Origin of the sequence: Enterococcus hailinensis (genome assembly GCF_045862035.1) — a bacterium.
Taxonomy (GTDB): Bacteria; Bacillota; Bacilli; order Lactobacillales; family Enterococcaceae; genus Enterococcus_A; species Enterococcus_A hailinensis.
Map to the genome: position 1 here is coordinate 198,185 of NZ_BAAFRV010000003.1, position 17,408 is coordinate 215,592.

Consider the following 17,408-nt stretch of genomic DNA (forward strand, 5'->3'; position numbering starts at 1 on the left):
GATAAATAAGTCTTCCTCTATTTTATATTACAAAAATTAACAGGAGTTTTTCCTTAATCAGAGCATTTATCAGTTAAAAATGCTAAAATCAATTTACAGACTTAAAGGAAGTGATTTTTTGGAAGAATATCGCGGTTTATTGGAAAAGACCATTTTGTTACAGGAAAAACCTATAATGATGTCTTTATTGATTATGAGCGATGGAGAAAGTAAAACAGAGGTCTTGATCAAAGATCGTTACCTGTCTAGCTATGTTTTTCGACTCCCTGAAAACAAATATATGATCCACATTATGGGACGAAGAAACAAACGGAATCAATTAGTCGCTAAACATTTTGAGATTATGAATCCAGACGAATACATCAAAATTATTGGCGCACCTGAATAATAAATGAATAGGAGCAGTACCCTTGTTAAAAAAATCTAAACTAGTTGCTGTACTTGTTATTGCAGTAGCTAGTTTCGCTGCGTGTTCAGCGAAACACACGAACGAGTCAACACAAAACGCCTCATCTACAACAAAACAAACCCAAACAATTTCCGCCCAACAAGATCTGGCAAATCTGAATTATGATGGCACCCAAACAATTGAAATCAATCAAAATAAACCAACTTTTTCTCAATCAGACCTTTCCACCGCTAATGGGCCTTGGGACAAGTACAATGATTTAGATAATTTGAATCGCGCTACTGGCGCAGAAGCACTTTTAAATAAAAAGTTAATGCCTACAGGAAAACGCGGTGAAATTTCGAGCGTTACACCTACAGGTTGGCATAGTAAAAAAGTAAATGGTCAATATTTATTCAATCGATCGCATTTGATTGGCTATCAGTTGACCGGTGAAAATGCCAACTGGAAAAATTTGATCACAGGTACCCGTCAATTGAATAGTCCCGAAATGTTGCGATTTGAAATGGATGTCAAATATTATTTAGAAAAAAGCACTAAAAATTATGTACGCTATTCGGTCACACCTATTTTTCGCGGAGATGAACTTTTAGCTCGCGGTGTGCATATGATGGCTCAATCAATCGATAGTGATGAGATTCAATTTAATATTTATATTTTCAATGTGGAAGATGGCGTAACACTGAATTATGTTGATGGTACCAGTACGATCACAAAAAATACTCAGCAAGTAGGCTCGCAGACAGCCACGACTAGCCCTGCAACAAGTTCTACAACTGCCGCTAATACTTCGACTGCTGAGCAAGAATATGTCGATAGTAATGGCAATGGATTGATTAAGGGTTCCAATAGTGGTGTCTATCACCTCCCAGGTAGTAAATATTACGACAAAACAACCAATCCAAAAGAAATGTTCAAAACAGTTGCTGAAGCAAAAAAAGCTGGCTATCGCGCAGCAAAATAATCGTAAACTCCTTGAATTTACTTCAAGGAGTTTTTTTTATCGGCCTAAAGTCCTATTTTTTCTTTATACTATGTAATGTATAGTATGAGGTATAAAGAGGTGTTGTTATTGGATAGTCAATTAAAAAAAGGAATGATTGAATATTGTGTTTTAGCCTCATTGATCGATGCTGATTCTTATGGATATCAGATTATCAAAGAGATTCCCACTCAAATCGAACTAAAAGAATCGACACTATATCCCATCTTAAAACGTTTGGAAAATAATAAGAAAGTGACTACGTATTCTAAAATTCATAACGGTCGGTTGCGAAAATATTATCATCTAACAGAATGTGGATTGAGTAGTATCGAAAATTTTTTAGTAGAGTGGCATGAGGTTGAAACTGTTCATCAGTATATTAAAAGGGGTGTAAAAAAATGAATCGAATTGAATTTATTAAAGAGTTGAGCAATTATTTAGCTTATGAAGTACGACCAAGCGAGGTCCATCGTTTGATTGACTATTATGATGAAATGATTTTGGACTTGATGGAAGATGGCTATTCTGAACAAGCTGCAGTAGCAAAATTGGGCGATCCTCAAAAATTAGCACTTGAAGCAGCCGGCGTTCCTCAAGAAATGAAAGTTTCTAAAAAGCTTCATTGGTTATGGATCATCCTCTTAATTTTAGGTTTTCCTTTATGGGGCAGTATTGCATTGACTATTTTTTTATTATTGCTTAGTGTCGATATTCTTATTTGGTGTCTACCTTTTACTGGTGCTTGCTTAGCAACCGGGACAATCATCGGCGGCGCTATCGCAGCCTTTGCCAGTCCTTTTGTTTTGCTTGACTCATTATTCATGGGTGTCACCCAGTTGGGAATGGGCATGCTGCTCTTTGGATTTGGCTTGTTATGTATGTGGCTCACATACAAATTCAGTGCTGTATTTATCGAAATGCATCAAAAATTGATGAACATTATTCGCCGAAATATTTTTCAACGAAAGGTCGTGGAAGTATGAAGACAAAACATTTAATCCCTAAAGTTGCCATGTATTTAATTGGAGCTGGGTTATTTTTTACGTTACTAGGATATGCATTGTCTGGCTTTTCAGCAAATCGCTACTTTGATTATCACCAAAGACACTGGTATGACGTTATTCATATCGAACGATAAGAAAAAATACGCAACCTTATACTCACAGGCTGCGTATTTTTTATACTACTTTTTTATAAAAATTGCTTCTAAGACACTGTACATGATTCCTGCAAAAACAAAAATTATCCAACTGTAGCTCCATGATCCCGTTAGAAGCGACCAACCAAAATAGATTAAAATGACCATCGGCCAATAAATTCGAGCAAGCAAGTGTTTGCTCGATGCAGCCGAACCATATTTTTCATACATAGCTTTTGGTCCCGGTTCATCCTCGTCCGCAATAAAATACTTTGCATCGATAAATTTATCAAAACTCGTATAATTGACACTACCGTATACAATCAAAAATACACCACTTGCTATAAAGAAGAACATTACCGGAATACCATATTCAGCATACGTAAATAGTTGAAAAAATAAAATTGGTGCGATACTTAGTACACACAAACATATTCCGAAAACTAAGCTGATTTGAAAACTTTTTTGATACTCATTTTTCATTTTTGTTGCTACTCGCCCTAAACTCGATGGAACGTATCGATCATTCAAAACGGCACCATTTTTGGATAGTTGCATACCATTGTAGATGATAAAACCAATACTGATTGCTAAAATTACAAAGAATAATAACAAGCCTAACATTTCTGTCCCGCTAATACTGAAACCAATCAATGCTCCCACTGCTAATAGGCATCCGCTGATTCCTAAACCTAATCCTAACGTATCTTTTCTACGATGAGTTAAATACGTGACCATTTCTGATTCCTCAATCTCATTTTCAAATTCAGCCTCATCGGCGAGAGTTTCATCGACTTGTAACATTTCGCGCAATTCATCAACTGAGCCAAATTCACTGATTACTTGACCGATGGCTTCATGTTCACTCTTACCCTCTTCGATCAAAGCTAAATAGTGATCTTCCATGATTGTTAAAATTTCTTGTTTTGCTCGTTGAACTTCTGGCGTATTAGGAAATTCCAGAAATAGCGTAGCTAAATAATTTTTAATTGTTTCCATAGTTACCCTTCTTTCATAAATCGATTGACTACTTTTTTAGTTTGCTGCCATTCATTCTTCTTTTCGGTCAAAAAATCGAGTCCTTTATCGGTGATATGATAATACGTTCTTTTTTTCCCATGAGTAACTTCTCCAGGATAGGATTGTATATAACCATTTTTTTCTAACCGATTAAACGCCGAATAAAGCGTAGTTTCTTTAATGACATAGATTTCTTCGCTGATATCGCGAATTTTTTGAGAGACCGCATAACCATATGAGTCGCCCTCTTTTAATACTGACAAAATGATTACATCATTGTAACCGCGAATCCCATCACTTGAAATCATTCTGCCACCTCCTAAAATTACTTCATCTGTCGTTGTAATCATTGTACGATAATTACTACGACAGGTAAAGTAAAAAAAGTATTTATTTGAAATGTATGAACGACTATGGCAAAATTTAATAAAAGAAAGAAGTGAGCCAATTGAAAAAAATTGCTATTATCGGCGGCGGAATTATCGGAATGACGCTAGCCAATTATTTAGATACCGATAAATACCAAGTCACCTTGTTTGATGAACCGACTGGGCAAGCGACAGGAGCTAGTGCGGGAATCATCTCCCCTTGGCTTTCCAAAAGAAGAAATCAAAAATGGTACCATCTTGCAAAGGATGGGGCAGCTTTTTTCCCAAAATTAATTCAAGATTTCCACCTGAATCAAACAATTTACCAAAAAAGCGGTACACTGATTATTCGGCCGGCAGAAAAGTTGGATGCTTTAATTGAATTAGCAGAACAACGTAAATTATCCGCTCCGGAATTAGGTCAAATCGAACGGTTGTCAGGAGAACAAACCCAGCATGCGCTACCTTTATTAAAGGCCGTTCCATCGGTCAAGATTAGTGGCGGCGGTCGTTTAGACGGTAAAGCTTATTTGATCCATTTAAAACATTTAGCTGAAAAAAAAGGGATTAACCTAATTACTAAACGTGTAATATTAACTGAACAATTAGAAAAATTTGACCAAATTATTTTGACGGCTGGTCCTCAATTAAAAAATTTATTAGCTCCGCTAGGTTATCAAGTAGATCTTCGGCCACAAAAAGGCCAACTTTTAGTGTTTGATACTTCAGTTAAAATGAGTAGCGAATATCCTGTAGCAATGTTGGATGGCGAGGCCGATTTGATCCCCTTTATGAATGGTAAAATTTTATTAGGCGCTACCCATGAAAATAATGCCGCTTGGGACTTAGAACCAACCAAAGAAGCTTTTACACAACTAACACAAAGCGCAAAAAAATTTTTAATAGATCCAGATTATTTATTTAATCAACCTTTTCATTATCGTGTAGGCACACGTGCTTATACATCGGACTTTGCACCTTTTTTTGGCCAATTGAATGACCAATTAATCGTCGCTAGCGGATTAGGTTCTTCCGGCTTGACCACTGGGCCATATATCGGTTATCTATTAGCACAATACTTGAACACCGGTCAAAAAAACTGGGCAATGTACAAAAAAGAATTGTCTACCTATATTAAAAAAGAAGCGTTGGATTAATCATCCAACGCTTCTTAAGTTGCTCGGCGAACAATCATTTGTTGTTCTAATTGTTGATTTAATTGATCTAAAGATGCAATTGTAAACTCATCAGCGTTCATTCGTTTCCGATATGCCGAAGCTGTTTCCCCAGTCAACTTTTTAAAACTACGACTAAAAACAACCAGACTCTTAAAGCCAACCTTTTCAGCAATTAACTCGATGGATTCATTAGTCATGGATAATAAATAAGCCGCCCGATTGATTTGCACTGCTAAAATATATTGTTTGATCGGCATACCGACATGCTCATGGAAAATACGTGAAAGATGACTACGATCAACTGCTAGTTCTTTTGCCACATCCCCAACGATCAAAGATTGTTCATAATTCTTTTCGATATATTTGATCGCCTCAATTGCAATGGGTGAGTATTTTTGTCGCTCTGCCTTTTGCGGACTGCCACCATCTGCCAACAACTCCGCTAAAAAACGATAAACTAAAGCTGTTAAGTTTAATTCATCGGTTCGGGTTTCTTGATTGTACGAAAGACATTCTAAAATAAGAGCTAAATAGCGTTCACTTTTTTTTGACGTTAACGTATATTGATTTTCTTTAAAAGGAGACTGTTTCATGATTTGATCTGCTTCCGGCCCACCAAATGACAGCCAGCAATAGATTCAAGGGTCTGAGCCATCCGCTAAATAAAACGTTGATTCTCCTGGTCGAATCAAAAATAAATCTCCTTTTTTCAAAGTAAATTTTTTATCTTTGACGTGATAGACTCCCTTACCTGCTAAAACGATGTGCAAAATATAATTTGATCGAACAGAAGGCCCAAACGCATGGAACGGAAATGTCTTTGAGACACCGCAAAAATCAAAATGCAACTTACTATCAAAATGCTGGATATTATTTTTTAAAAAGATTGCTTGTTCCATCTTATCCTCCCAAATTTTTAGCCGTTATTCTTTATTTCTATTATATCATTTTAAAATATATACCTTTATGCAACAAAAAGTTAAATAGGTGCCACATCCAGTCATTTCCAAGTAAGCCTTTTCTTGTTAAAATTGTTTTATCCTTAATCCTTAGAATTAGCGATCAGTTGTTCCTTGTCAGCTGCCCTTTTAATCGTTAAAATCATTATGAGCGGATTATTTAACATAAGAGAGAGGTTTTTTTGATGCATATTACAGAAAAAGAATTTGGACAAGGGTACCGTTTGATCACGCTGGAAAATGAAGCGGGTTTTCATCTGTCAGCAACTGACTTAGGTGCTCGAATCGTACGTTTAGGAAAAGAGCGCGAATTAGTATTAGGCTTTGATTCTGCCGAAGAATATTTGACAAAAGATCCATACATTGGCGCTACGGTTGGTCGTGTTGCGGGAAGAATTGAAAACGGTCACTTTTCATTAGGGAAAATGAATTACCAAGTAGCAACAGATCCATTAAACGGTCACTGCTTACATGGTGGCAAACCTGGATTTGAATCAAAAAAATGGACCTATCAAATCGAAGAAACTGCCGATACCGCTTCAATTATTTTTTCTACTGTTAGTCCTGATGGCGAACACGGTTTTCCCGGTAATTTAACAGTCGAAGTTCGCTATACTTTGACCGAAGAAAATGTTTGGGAGCTGACTACCCGAGCGATTAGCGATCAACCAACTTTATTTAATCCGACAAATCATGTGTATTTTAATTTGACTGGTGATGTAACTCAACCAATCGATCACCACCAGTTATGGTTAAATAGTAGCTACTATGCACCATTACGTTCCGACAGTATCCCGACTGGAGAAAAAGTAGCCGTGACAAATACAGCTTTTGATTTCCAAGTTGCTAAAACGTTGGATACAGTATTTTCAAGTAACTTTGACCAAAAAGAATTATTCAATGGTATCGACCATCCATTCTTCTTGGACAATTCAATTTTACAAGAACGTGCAGCTAGATTAACTAGTCCAGACGGTTTAATCACGTTAGAAGTGTTTACAGATGCATCAAGTATCGTTATTTTCACAGCTAATTTTGGTGAAGATACACCGGAAATGCATGGAAAAACTTTAGCTGATCATGGCGGTATCACTTTTGAAACGCAAACAGCTCCAGGAGCAGAACAATTTCCAGCTTTCGGTTCAATCAGCTTAACAGCTGATCAACCTTATGAAACTACTACACGCTTCAAAATAATTATGAAAGAAGTCGATTAAGATGGACATCATCCCTACTTTGAAAGAAAAATTTTTAGATCTTTACGCAGTTAACGAAAGTAATCATTATTTTTCTCCTGGTCGGATCAACCTGATCGGTGAACATACCGATTATAATGGTGGACACGTTTTTCCCGCTTCTATCACCTATGGGACCTATGGAGTGGCCGCCCCAAGAAAAGATAAAACAGTCTCGGTCTACTCAAACAATTTTGAAGAACTCGGAGTGATCCGTTTTGAAATCGATCAACTAACTTATGATAAAAAAGACAACTGGGCGAATTATGTCAAAGGGATGATTTTAAAAGTCCAACAAGCAGGTTATTCAATCGATCATGGCTTTGATTTATTGATCGAAGGCAACATTCCAAATGGTGCTGGACTATCTAGCAGTGCTTCATTAGAACTTTTAGTCGGAGTGATGCTTGAAGATTTATTTGATTTGACCATTGATCGTTTAACTCTCGTTCAGCTTGGACAAAAAGTAGAAAATGAATTTATCGGGGTAAATTCCGGTATTATGGATCAATTTGCAGTGGGTTTTGGTGAACAAGACCATGCGATTTTATTAGATACGAATACACTAGATTATGAAATGGTCCCTGTTGAATTAAATGACTATGCCATTGTCATTATGAATACAAATAAACGCCGTGAATTATCCGACTCAAAATACAATGAACGTCGAAGTCAATGTGAAGAGGCATTGGAACGATTGCAACAAACATTAGCGATCCCCTCTTTAGGCGCTTTAGATACAGAGACTTTTGAAAAAAATTGTTACTTGATTGGTGACGAAACACTCATTCGCCGAGCACGCCACGCTGTCACTGAAAACCAACGAACCTTATTAGCAAAAACAGAATTAGTTCAAGGGAATTTGGGTGCATTTGGAAAACTATTGAATGCCTCTCATCATTCACTTCGTTTTGATTACGAAGTAACTGGAATAGAATTAGATACTCTAGTAGAAGCGGCACAAAAACAACCCAATGTTTTAGGCGCTCGAATGACGGGTGCTGGTTTTGGCGGTTGTGCCATCGCCTTAGTTAATGAAGAAGCGATTCCCGCTTTCAAAAAAAATGTTCATGATATTTACACACAAGCAATTGGTTATGCGCCCGCTTTTTATGTCGCCCATATTGGTCCAGGAACTGCAAAAATAAATTAAAATAGCGCCTTTTAACGAATTCGTTAAAAGGCGCTATTATTATTTTTTAGGCGTTCCATACATTTTTGGTGTTACTGCCTCTAATTTCGGAGCTGCTCCTTCAATCTTAGGTTCTTTGAAGTATCGATATTCCCCTTGTCCATCTAGCGCTTCGCCGGATGCCCAAGAACCTTTTTTACTCTCTTCACCTTCAGAAAAATTATAAAAATCATAAGCGATATCTAAGCGTTCTTCTTCACGCGGGAAAGTACTCGGGACTAATATCGTTCCTTCTTTTTCTTCTAACTCTTTAACGGCACAAGCCCAAAGATTTTGATGGTAACTATCCCTAGCTAATAAAACTTTCAACAAATCTTTGACACCTTTATCATCGATCATTTCATATATACGAGCTACTTGTAAGCGTCCCTGCGATTCGGCATTTAAATTTGCTCTGAAATCTGCCAATAAATTCCCACTAGCAATAATATAACCAGCATTCCAGGGGTTTCCCATACTATCCACTGGTCGTGGCCCAAGTCCAGCAACAATAGCATGTTGGGGATTCATTCCTGATATAATCGCCCCAATAGCCGGATCTTTTTTCATTGCAGCTTCTTGGTCTTCCACAGGTGCACCTTCTAATAAACGCGCCACCATTGTTGCTAACATTTCAACATGGCCGATTTCTTCAGTAGCAATATCCATTAACATATCTTTATACTTCTCTTCGCCTCGACAACTCCAACCTTGGAATAAGTATTGCATAGCAACACTCATTTCTCCATATTGCCCGCCGATCAACTCTTGTAAATACTTGGCTACCATTGGATTCGGACGATCTGGCTTTGCTTCAAATTGTAATTCTTTCTTGTGTAAAAACATAAATAATATTCCTCCCTTTTGAGTTTTCAACCATTAAAAATGGTCTTGCTTCGTGCTGGTTGGTCCATTTACTTCATCATCTTTACATAAGATAACTGTGTTCAAACTTTAGAGAAATAATATTCCCCTATAATTTATGTTAATCTATAAAATATTTTTTTGAAAGCGAAAACACTCGATCGAATATGCTTGATTGATCCCGAGCGCCTGTTAGTGATCGCATCAACTGCAAAAATTTGTTTAGCGCTACTCAGTTAGGGATGTTGATTTTTCTGAGCACTCATTTTTATCTGCGGATATCCCGAGCAAACTCGCCCATGAACAAAATTATTCTTTTCTACTTGTTTATATCTGATTATTTGACATAAAAACCACCCGATTATATGCTGATAGTATAAGATTGTTCTAAAAAATTCTTTCATAGCCACCGACTGCCGCTTATTAACTAACTATAAAGGAGACCTCACAAAATGATTACTTATTATGAGATCACTGATAAACAAGGCATCCAAAAAAGCTCATCCAATGAAGGAAACTGGATCGTTTTAGAAAAAGCGACAGAGAGTGAGCAAGCAGATATCGTCTCTACCTACCAACTGCCCCGAAACATTTTTATCGGCGGCGATGAAGCAGAAGAAGTTTCACGTTTAGAACAAATGGATAACCCTGTTTTAGGGGATATAAAAATCTTAGTGTTGACCAATCTTTCTGCTAAAACCGATCAATCGATCGAACAGCGTTTAGAACCGTTGATTTTTATTATTTCTGAGGCATTGATCATTACTTATGTAGGAGATAATTCAAATTTTGTTGATCGCTTTATTAAACGTTTTTCAAACGAAACTAGCGATTTAAATAAATTATGTGCCAATGTCATTTACCTGACTTATGCTCATTTTATTAAAGAATTGCTGCGCGTAAAAAAAGTGATTGATGAATTGGATCAGGCAGCACGCAAAACAACCGAAAATGAAGCCCTCTTTCGTTTAGCAGATACGCAGCGAGACGTCATCTACTTGGATCATACGCTCCGCGGACAAGCAAAAACCTTGACTATTTTGTGGGAAGAGACCGATTTTGCTACTGATTTAAATGATACTAAACTCTTATACAATATAAAATTGCGTCAATCACACGCAGAAGAACTGATCCATATCTACCGTGATTTATTAGAAACAGTCGGCGGATTATTCAGTGATATGATGGATAATAATTTGAATCATTTGATGAAATATTTAGATTCAGCTGCATTGGTTTTAGCGATTCCGGCCTTGATTTCTGGGATTTGGGGGATGAATACCGGTGGTCTGCCAGGTGAGGGATCTAAGATGGGCTTTTTTATCGTTATCGGATGTGCGATTGTCTTGTCAATTATCTTCGCCATCCATTTAAAACGAAAAGATTATACTAAATAGCCGGCTCGTTCAAATATAAGAGTGGCTAGGATCTCCGATAACGATCTTAGCCACTCTTTTTGGAGATAATTTTTAATTGTTTAAAAATGTTTCGATATTTTGAATCACTTTTTGAGCTAACCGAACTTTAGCCTTCGATGTCAACCCCGCATTCGTTTTTCCTGCAAAAACATTTTTCATTCCGATCACTTCTTCACCTAGTCCAGCTTCAGTATCACTAAAAGCAAAATTTCCTGGCTGTTCTAGCCACTGTTTTAGTGCAGGTAGTTCATGAGATGGTGCGATCGAAACATTCATCAATATTTTCCCATTGCCAAATAATTCGAATGCTTTTTCATCTAATAAAACAACATTTTTATTCAAGCAAGTAATTAAAATATCGACTTCTTGCAACAACTGATCCCATGGATAATAAGTCATCGCCAAGTCTTCTTCAAGTAATGGTTTACGAGTGCGGCTGTAATAGTTAACATCCATACTAAAGAACTTCATTGTTTTAGCCAATAAACTGCCCACTGTTCCCATTCCAACGATTCCAACTTTAACATCGGTCAATTCCATGGGTTCTTCTTTCCACATCGCAGGACCACGTCCTTGAAGCAGACGAACCAATTCACTGATCGCATATTCTTTAACACCCTCATCGCCATAATCACGTACTCCAGTAACAACGATCCCATTTTCTTTCGCATAACGAATATCGACATTGGCATTTTCAGGTGAATATAGACTCGCGCACAGTCCAATATAACGAATGTTGGGACATGCTGCTAATGCTTCTTGATCGATAAAGCTAGTAAAACTTAGCATCACACAATCCGCATCACCGATCCGTTCAATGACTGTTTTAGTATCCGCAGGAATGTCTTCATAAAAAATTGCTTCTTCCGCTAACTCTTTTAATTCTTCATCCCATTCTGGCAACAACTTTGTCGGTTCAATCGCGACCATTTTTTTAAATTTATTCATGTCAGCCTCCCATAATCGATTCTATCTCTATGATAAAGCTTTCTAGCTATCAGGTAAACAATAATCCTTTCACACCTTCCGCAATTGTTTAAAAGCAAAAAAGTATTCGATCTTCTGGTTAAAGATCGAATACTTTTTTGCTTTAAAATTGGACTTTGGCTAAACGATCAAATGCTTCTTTTAAGACCGCTTTTGGTTGTGTAGCTGCTAAACGAATATACTCATCGCCGACCGTTTCACCAAAAGCTTTGCCGGGAACAAATAGTACTCCTGTTTCTGCTAATATTTTTTCAACAAAAGCCACTGAACCCAAACCACTTTTACTAATATTGATAAATGCATACATACTGCCCGCGACTGAATTTAGCGATAAATAATCAATTTCATTAACTCGTTCTTCAATATAAGCTAAGCGATCTTTAAAAATCGCTACTGTTGGCGGTACGAATTCTTCATAATGATTCAACGCATAGATTCCTGCACGTTGAGAAGCAGTTGGTGCTGAATAAGTGATGCTTTCATTGATAACTCCAGCAATTTGATTGATGTAAGCAGGCGCAATCATATACCCGAGACGCCATCCGGTCATAGCAAATCCTTTTGATAAGCCACTGATCGTGATAGTATTTTCCGGCGCCAAGCGTGCCATTGGAACAAAAGTTTCTTTGAAAGCAAAATCCTCATAAATCTCATCTGAAATAATGAAAAGTTCATGTTCAATCGCAACTTGGGCGATCTCCTTCAATGTTTCGGCTGAAAAAACCGCTCCCGTTGGATTGTTCGGCGAGTTGATCAAAATAGCTTTCGTTTTATCTGTGATTGCAGCTTTTAAATCAGCCACATCAATTTGAAAATTATTTTTTTCATAGGTCGGAACAAAAACTGGTGTCCCACCAGAGAGAACCACTTGCTCTTTGTAGGGTGAAAAATATGGTTCGTGTAAAATAACTTCATCACCGGGATCTAAGATCGCTTGCAAAGCTAAATAAATCGCATGCAACGCCCCGACTGTCGCTCGAACTTGATCCAATTGGAACGTTAGATCGTATTTTTTTTGATAATAATCGATGATCGTCGACAATAACTCTTTACTGCCGGCGGGGGCAGTATATTTAGTCGCTCCTTGTTTCACCTCTTGATATGCAGCATCAATGATTTTTTGATTCGTGATGATGTCCGGATCTCCGATCGATAAATCAATAATATCCTCTTGCTCTTTTGCTAAAATTGCAATATTCATCAACAGATTTTCGGCCGGTTGTTGAAAACGTTGGGCTATTTTGTTCTTGTCCATCCTATGTCCTCCTGCTAATTTTGGCTACAAAACTTTATTTAAGAAATCTTGCGTCCGACTATTTTGCGGATGATCAAATATTTCTTCTGGTGTCCCCTCTTCTTGGATCACTCCATCTGCCATAAAGATTACTCGGTCGGCTACTTCTCTAGCAAAGCCCATTTCATGTGTGACCACGACCATCGTCATTCCTTCTTTGGCTAGGTCTTGCATAACTGTTAAGACCTCTCCGACCATTTCCGGATCTAAAGCAGAGGTCGGCTCATCGAACAACATCACATCAGGATTCATCGCTAACGCTCGCGCGATTGCTACCCGTTGCTGTTGTCCACCCGATAGATTCGATGGATAACTTTCTGCTTTTTCTTTTAATCCCACTTGATCTAGCAACGCTAATGCTTTTTGTTTTGCAGCTACTGGATCTTCTTTTTTTATTTTGACAGGTGTGATCGTTAGATTTTCTAATACACTCATATGCGGGAACAAATTAAAACTTTGGAAAACCATTCCCATTTTTTGACGAATCTTATCGATGTTGCTATCCGGAGCGGTGATCTTCTGGTCTTCAAAAAAGATTTCGCCTGAAGTTGGTTCCTCTAGTAGATTCAAGCAACGTAAAATCGTACTTTTCCCACTGCCAGAGGGTCCGATGATAACGACGACCTCCCCATCTTTGACATTTAGATCAATCGCTTTTAAAACTTCATTTTCACCAAAATTTTTAGATAATTGTTTTACATTAATCATTCAATCCCATTCTCCTTTCAACTAAACCTAATAGACGGGAAATACAGAAAGTCATCGCAAAGTAAATCAACGATACTAGAACGTATGGCAAGAATGGTTTGAAACTTGCTCCCTGCACGACACCTGTTTGGAAGATCAATTCGGATACACCAATAACTGAAACGACCGATGATTCCTTGATGATCGTCACAAATTCATTGCCTAATGCCGGCAAAATATTCTTGATTGCTTGCGGGAAGATAATGAATCGCATTGCTTCCTTTTGATTCATCCCTAATGAACGAGCTGCTTCCATCTGTCCTTTATTGACAGCATTGATACCTGCACGAACGATTTCCGCCACATAAGCCGCACTATTCAACGAAACAGCGATACAGCCGGCTAATAATTTTGAAAGATCTAGTCCTACAACCCCTGTTCCAAAATACACGATAAAGATTTGAACTAATAACGGTGTTCCACGTACGTATTCAATATAAATAACTGCCAAAGCTTTCAACAATTTATTTTTGCTTAGTTTCATCAATGCTAATAAACTACCAAAGATCAAACCGAATAAAACACCGACAAAAGCTAATAGAATCGTATATTTTGCCCCACTTAAATAGTAAGGACCATATTTTTGCAAGAATGATTGGTCTTCTTGGAACATCAATTCATTTGCTTTCTTTTTATAACCGGTTAATAGATCTTTATCGTTGATCGTTTTGATCGATGCATTAACATGTTGTTTCAGCTCAGGAGTATTTTTTGACATAGCGATAGCAGTGACTTTTTCTCCTTGTTCAAAGCCAACCGAAGCGATTGCCAAGTCCTTACTTTGTTGGGCATAAGCTTCTGCCACTGGCTGCTCCATTACCACCGCATTGACTTTTTTATTCAGCAAATTGTTGATCAAATCTGGAACCTTTTGTAATGAGGTCAAGTCGGCACCCGTCATTTCATTTTTGACAAGTGCTTCTTGTGTTGTCTGTTTTTGTGCCCCTACAGAAACTCCTTCAAAATCATCAGTGGTTTTGTATTTATTTTTGTCATCTTTGCGCACTAACACCTTTTGTTGAACTACAAAATAAGGATCTGAAAAATCAACTTCTTTTAATCGTTCTTCAGTAATCGACATCCCAGAAATAATCAAATCGATTTTTCCCGTTTTCAATGCTCCTAATAAGGCATCGAAACCTAATTCTTCAATTTTTAATTTTACACCCATATCTTTAGCAATTTTTTCTGCAATCGAAATATCAAATCCGACAATTTTATCCTGGCCATTCACATCGGCATGGAATTCATATGGAGCATAATCAGCTGAAAGACCTACAACCAATTCTCCACTTTGTTGGATACGTTCATAGATTACATCTTTTTCTGCTCCATGAGCTTTTATCGGTAAACAATTTAGTAGCAATACTACTAGTCCTAGCAGTAGCCAAAACTTCTTTTTCATTTATTCCGCTCCTTTTGATTGAATAATAATATAAGTATATGAATAATTAAAGAATAAATATTCAAAACAACTTGCACTTATACTACCACACCTATTATAATAAAAAAAGATTTAAATAAAAAAATGATGAAAGAAGTTTTGAGATGACGAAACAACTGATTGTTCGTGGTGCTCCACAAGAATATGAGCTTAAAACAAAGGCTTGGGAGAATTTACCCTCACACCTTGAACGCCGAAAAATAAAAAATGTGTTGATAATTCACGGAAAAGATTCATGGGAAGCGGTTAAATCTCATTTCCCTAAATTAGCTATCTCACAAAATTTTCATTATTATGGCGGCCAATGTACCGATAAAGCAGCTGAATATTTTGCGTCTTTATGCATAAATGAAAAATTTGATGGTATCATTGCTGTCGGCGGAGGAAAAGTAGCTGATTTAGCAAAATTTACAGCCTACAAAGCGCACTTGCCGATCATTATCTTACCAACCTTAGCTGCAACTTGTGCTGCATATACACCGCTAAGTGTCATTTATGACGAAACGGATGTCATGATACGGTACGATATTTTTCCAAAAGCAACCGATTTAGTTTTGATTGATCCTGAAATTCTTCTTCATTCACCAAAAGAATTGATGGTAGCTGGCATCGGTGATACCTTAGCCAAATGGTATGAAGCCTCTGCCATCATCTCACAACTAGACATACTGCCGATCGAAGTACAAGTTGCGGAATTCGCTGCTAAAAAATGTCGCGATATTTTATTACAAGAAAGCACCTCTGCACTTGAGGCCATGGAAAACAAAAAAATCAATCAATCATTTATCGATGTAGTCGAAACGAACATTTTGTTAGCCGGAATGGTTGGGGGATTTGGCGATGAATATGGCCGAACGGCTGGTGCGCATTCAATCCATGATGCGATGACGGTTCTACCCGATAGTCATAAACAACTTCACGGAAATAAAGTAGCCTATGGCATCTTGGTCCAACTAATGATTGAAAAAAAGCTACCAGAAATAGAAGCCTTGTTACCTTTTTATCATCAATTACATTTACCAACCAACTTGAAGGACTTACAATTACAGTTAACAGAGAGTGACTATCAAGCTGTCGCTGAGCGTGCCTGTGCTCCAGAAGAAACGATTCATTTAATGAAAGAACCCATCACACCCGCATTGATCATTGAGAAAATGAAAGAGTTAGAAAAATTCACTACAAACTAAAAAAGATCTTTTCTTTCGTAATTGAAAGAAAAGATCTTTTTATTATTTGATGATCAATAAATTGCTTGCTGATTTGTTAGCCAGATGTTTGATCAATGAATCAAAGGTTAAGCGTGTATAAAGAGACTCCTCTTGCCCTAAAATGACCAAATCGATCTCTTTTTCATTCGCATAATTAAGAACAGCTTTTTTTAATCCATAAGACACATATGAAATAATCAAGTTATCCGGATTACTCAATTTAATACTCGAAACAAATTCTTTTATTTCTGCCTGATTTTCTTCATCTAAATCTTCCATCAATTGTACATCTGGTACGGTCAATTCTCCCATATAACTATCTTCTAAAGAAAATTCTTCACTTTCTTCTAAAGCAATATTTTCTTTTAAAGTTGTATTATAAATCAAAACATGTAATTCGCTTTTTTCTTTTTCAGCCAGTTCGACCGCTTTTCTAAAAGCATTTTCTGGTTTACCATCGCTTCCGACTAAAACTAACATCTTATTACTCATAGTATCCCTCATTTCAATTTTTTCTTTATAATTTGATTATATACCAGTTTATAAGATAAAGATCGGAACAGCCTTTTTCACCCATAATAGTTTTGTCACTATCAACAGTTTGTCTATATTTATACCTTTATTTTTATAAAATATTATATAGCAGGTATCAAATGACTAGAAAAAGAGAGAACCTCTATATAAGGGGAAGTGCAACTACTTTTTGATACAAAATAAAAAGAGCAACTCAATTTAATCTTGCTGACCGGTAATCGACGGGCGAAAGATACCCTAATTTGGATAAAATTCTATTATGATTCCAAAAATAGATGTAATTTTCTACAATATCGATTACTCTAGTATTAGAGCCTATCGTCTCTTTTGAGATGTAGAACGTTTCTGACTTTAGTGAGGCATGAAACGACTCTATTGGAGCGTTATCTGAAGGTGTACCCTTACGGGACATACTTTGGATAACGTTTTTTTGTTTTACTCGCTCACAG

The 17,408-nt window shown here is 37.1% G+C and carries 18 protein-coding genes and 1 pseudogene; 9 read left to right on the forward strand and 10 right to left on the reverse strand.

Annotated elements, in window-relative coordinates:
- Positions 1–118 precede the first annotated feature (118 nt).
- From ACKTSC_RS03945 to ACKTSC_RS03960, 4 genes are all read left to right on the forward strand, one after another.
- On the forward strand, positions 119–388 hold the full coding sequence (locus tag ACKTSC_RS03945) for a hypothetical protein (RefSeq protein WP_071857201.1): 270 nt from the start codon (positions 119–121) through the stop codon (positions 386–388).
- Between the two features lie 22 nt (positions 389–410).
- Positions 411–1,373 (forward strand): DNA/RNA non-specific endonuclease, encoded by a 963-nt coding sequence (locus ACKTSC_RS03950; protein WP_407856894.1) that lies wholly within the window; start codon positions 411–413, stop codon positions 1,371–1,373.
- A gap of 108 nt (positions 1,374–1,481) precedes the next feature.
- Positions 1,482–1,796 carry a PadR family transcriptional regulator gene (locus ACKTSC_RS03955; protein WP_407856895.1) on the forward strand — a complete coding sequence of 105 codons (315 nt, stop codon included), beginning with the start codon at positions 1,482–1,484 and terminating at the stop codon, positions 1,794–1,796.
- Positions 1,793–2,377 carry a DUF1700 domain-containing protein gene (locus ACKTSC_RS03960; RefSeq protein ID WP_332580922.1) on the forward strand — a complete coding sequence of 195 codons (585 nt, stop codon included), beginning with the start codon at positions 1,793–1,795 and terminating at the stop codon, positions 2,375–2,377. The genes ACKTSC_RS03955 and ACKTSC_RS03960 overlap by 4 nt, the downstream gene beginning before the upstream one ends.
- 200 nt (positions 2,378–2,577) lie before the next feature.
- Here ACKTSC_RS03960 and ACKTSC_RS03965 read toward each other — a convergent pair whose 3' ends face one another.
- Together ACKTSC_RS03965 and ACKTSC_RS03970 are read right to left on the reverse strand one after the other, a co-directional pair.
- Positions 2,578–3,531 carry a permease prefix domain 1-containing protein gene (locus ACKTSC_RS03965; RefSeq protein ID WP_407856896.1) on the reverse strand — a complete coding sequence of 318 codons (954 nt, stop codon included), beginning with the start codon at positions 3,529–3,531 and terminating at the stop codon, positions 2,578–2,580.
- Between the two features lie 2 nt (positions 3,532–3,533).
- On the reverse strand, positions 3,534–3,860 hold the full coding sequence (locus tag ACKTSC_RS03970) for a PadR family transcriptional regulator (protein WP_332580925.1): 327 nt from the start codon (positions 3,858–3,860) through the stop codon (positions 3,534–3,536).
- 140 nt (positions 3,861–4,000) lie between these two features.
- Between ACKTSC_RS03970 and ACKTSC_RS03975 the strand changes: the two genes are divergently transcribed.
- Positions 4,001–5,077 carry an NAD(P)/FAD-dependent oxidoreductase gene (locus tag ACKTSC_RS03975; protein ID WP_407856897.1) on the forward strand — a complete coding sequence of 359 codons (1,077 nt, stop codon included), beginning with the start codon at positions 4,001–4,003 and terminating at the stop codon, positions 5,075–5,077.
- A 14-nt stretch (positions 5,078–5,091) separates the two neighbouring features.
- On the opposite strand, the pseudogene ACKTSC_RS03980 reads toward ACKTSC_RS03975, so the two are convergent.
- A pseudogene (locus tag ACKTSC_RS03980) lies at positions 5,092–5,997 on the reverse strand (AraC family transcriptional regulator).
- 245 nt (positions 5,998–6,242) lie between these two features.
- On the opposite strand from ACKTSC_RS03980, the gene ACKTSC_RS03985 reads away from it, so the two are divergent.
- Complete coding sequence (locus tag ACKTSC_RS03985) at positions 6,243–7,274, forward strand: galactose-1-epimerase (RefSeq protein ID WP_407856898.1); 1,032 nt, start codon at positions 6,243–6,245, stop codon at positions 7,272–7,274.
- Between the two features lies 1 nt (position 7,275).
- Positions 7,276–8,445 carry a galactokinase gene (locus tag ACKTSC_RS03990; RefSeq protein WP_407856899.1) on the forward strand — a complete coding sequence of 390 codons (1,170 nt, stop codon included), beginning with the start codon at positions 7,276–7,278 and terminating at the stop codon, positions 8,443–8,445.
- A 39-nt stretch (positions 8,446–8,484) separates the two neighbouring features.
- Here ACKTSC_RS03990 and ACKTSC_RS03995 read toward each other — a convergent pair whose 3' ends face one another.
- Positions 8,485–9,309 carry a manganese catalase gene (locus ACKTSC_RS03995; RefSeq protein ID WP_332580929.1) on the reverse strand — a complete coding sequence of 275 codons (825 nt, stop codon included), beginning with the start codon at positions 9,307–9,309 and terminating at the stop codon, positions 8,485–8,487.
- Between the two features lie 470 nt (positions 9,310–9,779).
- Here ACKTSC_RS03995 and ACKTSC_RS04000 point away from each other — a divergent pair, with 470 nt between their 5' ends.
- Positions 9,780–10,724: a magnesium transporter CorA family protein gene (locus ACKTSC_RS04000; protein WP_407856900.1), complete on the forward strand. Its 945-nt coding sequence runs from the start codon at positions 9,780–9,782 to the stop codon at positions 10,722–10,724.
- Positions 10,725–10,796: 72 nt separating this feature from the next.
- On the opposite strand, the gene ACKTSC_RS04005 is transcribed toward ACKTSC_RS04000, so the two are convergent.
- From ACKTSC_RS04005 to ACKTSC_RS04020, 4 genes are all read right to left on the reverse strand, one after another.
- The gene (locus ACKTSC_RS04005; protein WP_407856901.1) at positions 10,797–11,693 is read right to left on the reverse strand and encodes an NAD(P)-dependent oxidoreductase; all 897 of its coding nucleotides are present in this window, start codon (positions 11,691–11,693) and stop codon (positions 10,797–10,799) included.
- Positions 11,694–11,835: 142 nt separating this feature from the next.
- A complete protein-coding gene (locus tag ACKTSC_RS04010) occupies positions 11,836–12,987 on the reverse strand; it encodes a pyridoxal phosphate-dependent aminotransferase (protein ID WP_332580932.1) in 1,152 nt (383 codons plus the stop codon).
- A 24-nt stretch (positions 12,988–13,011) separates the two neighbouring features.
- Positions 13,012–13,734, reverse strand: a complete 723-nt coding sequence (locus ACKTSC_RS04015) for an amino acid ABC transporter ATP-binding protein (RefSeq protein ID WP_407856902.1) — start codon at positions 13,732–13,734, stop codon at positions 13,012–13,014.
- Entirely contained in the window at positions 13,727–15,178 is a 1,452-nt protein-coding gene (locus tag ACKTSC_RS04020; protein WP_407856903.1) for an ABC transporter substrate-binding protein/permease, read from the reverse strand. The genes ACKTSC_RS04015 and ACKTSC_RS04020 overlap by 8 nt, the downstream gene beginning before the upstream one ends.
- A 143-nt stretch (positions 15,179–15,321) precedes the next feature.
- Here ACKTSC_RS04020 and ACKTSC_RS04025 point away from each other — a divergent pair, with 143 nt between their 5' ends.
- A complete protein-coding gene (locus ACKTSC_RS04025; protein WP_407856904.1) occupies positions 15,322–16,404 on the forward strand; it encodes an iron-containing alcohol dehydrogenase family protein in 1,083 nt (360 codons plus the stop codon).
- A 42-nt stretch (positions 16,405–16,446) separates the two neighbouring features.
- Here the strand turns inward: ACKTSC_RS04025 and ACKTSC_RS04030 are convergent, their stop codons facing one another.
- Both ACKTSC_RS04030 and ACKTSC_RS04035 read right to left on the reverse strand, forming a co-directional pair.
- On the reverse strand, positions 16,447–16,917 hold the full coding sequence (locus ACKTSC_RS04030; protein WP_407856905.1) for a universal stress protein: 471 nt from the start codon (positions 16,915–16,917) through the stop codon (positions 16,447–16,449).
- Positions 16,918–17,152: 235 nt separating this feature from the next.
- The coding region (locus ACKTSC_RS04035; protein WP_407856906.1) for an IS3 family transposase at positions 17,153–17,408 on the reverse strand (256 nt) is incomplete at its 5' end.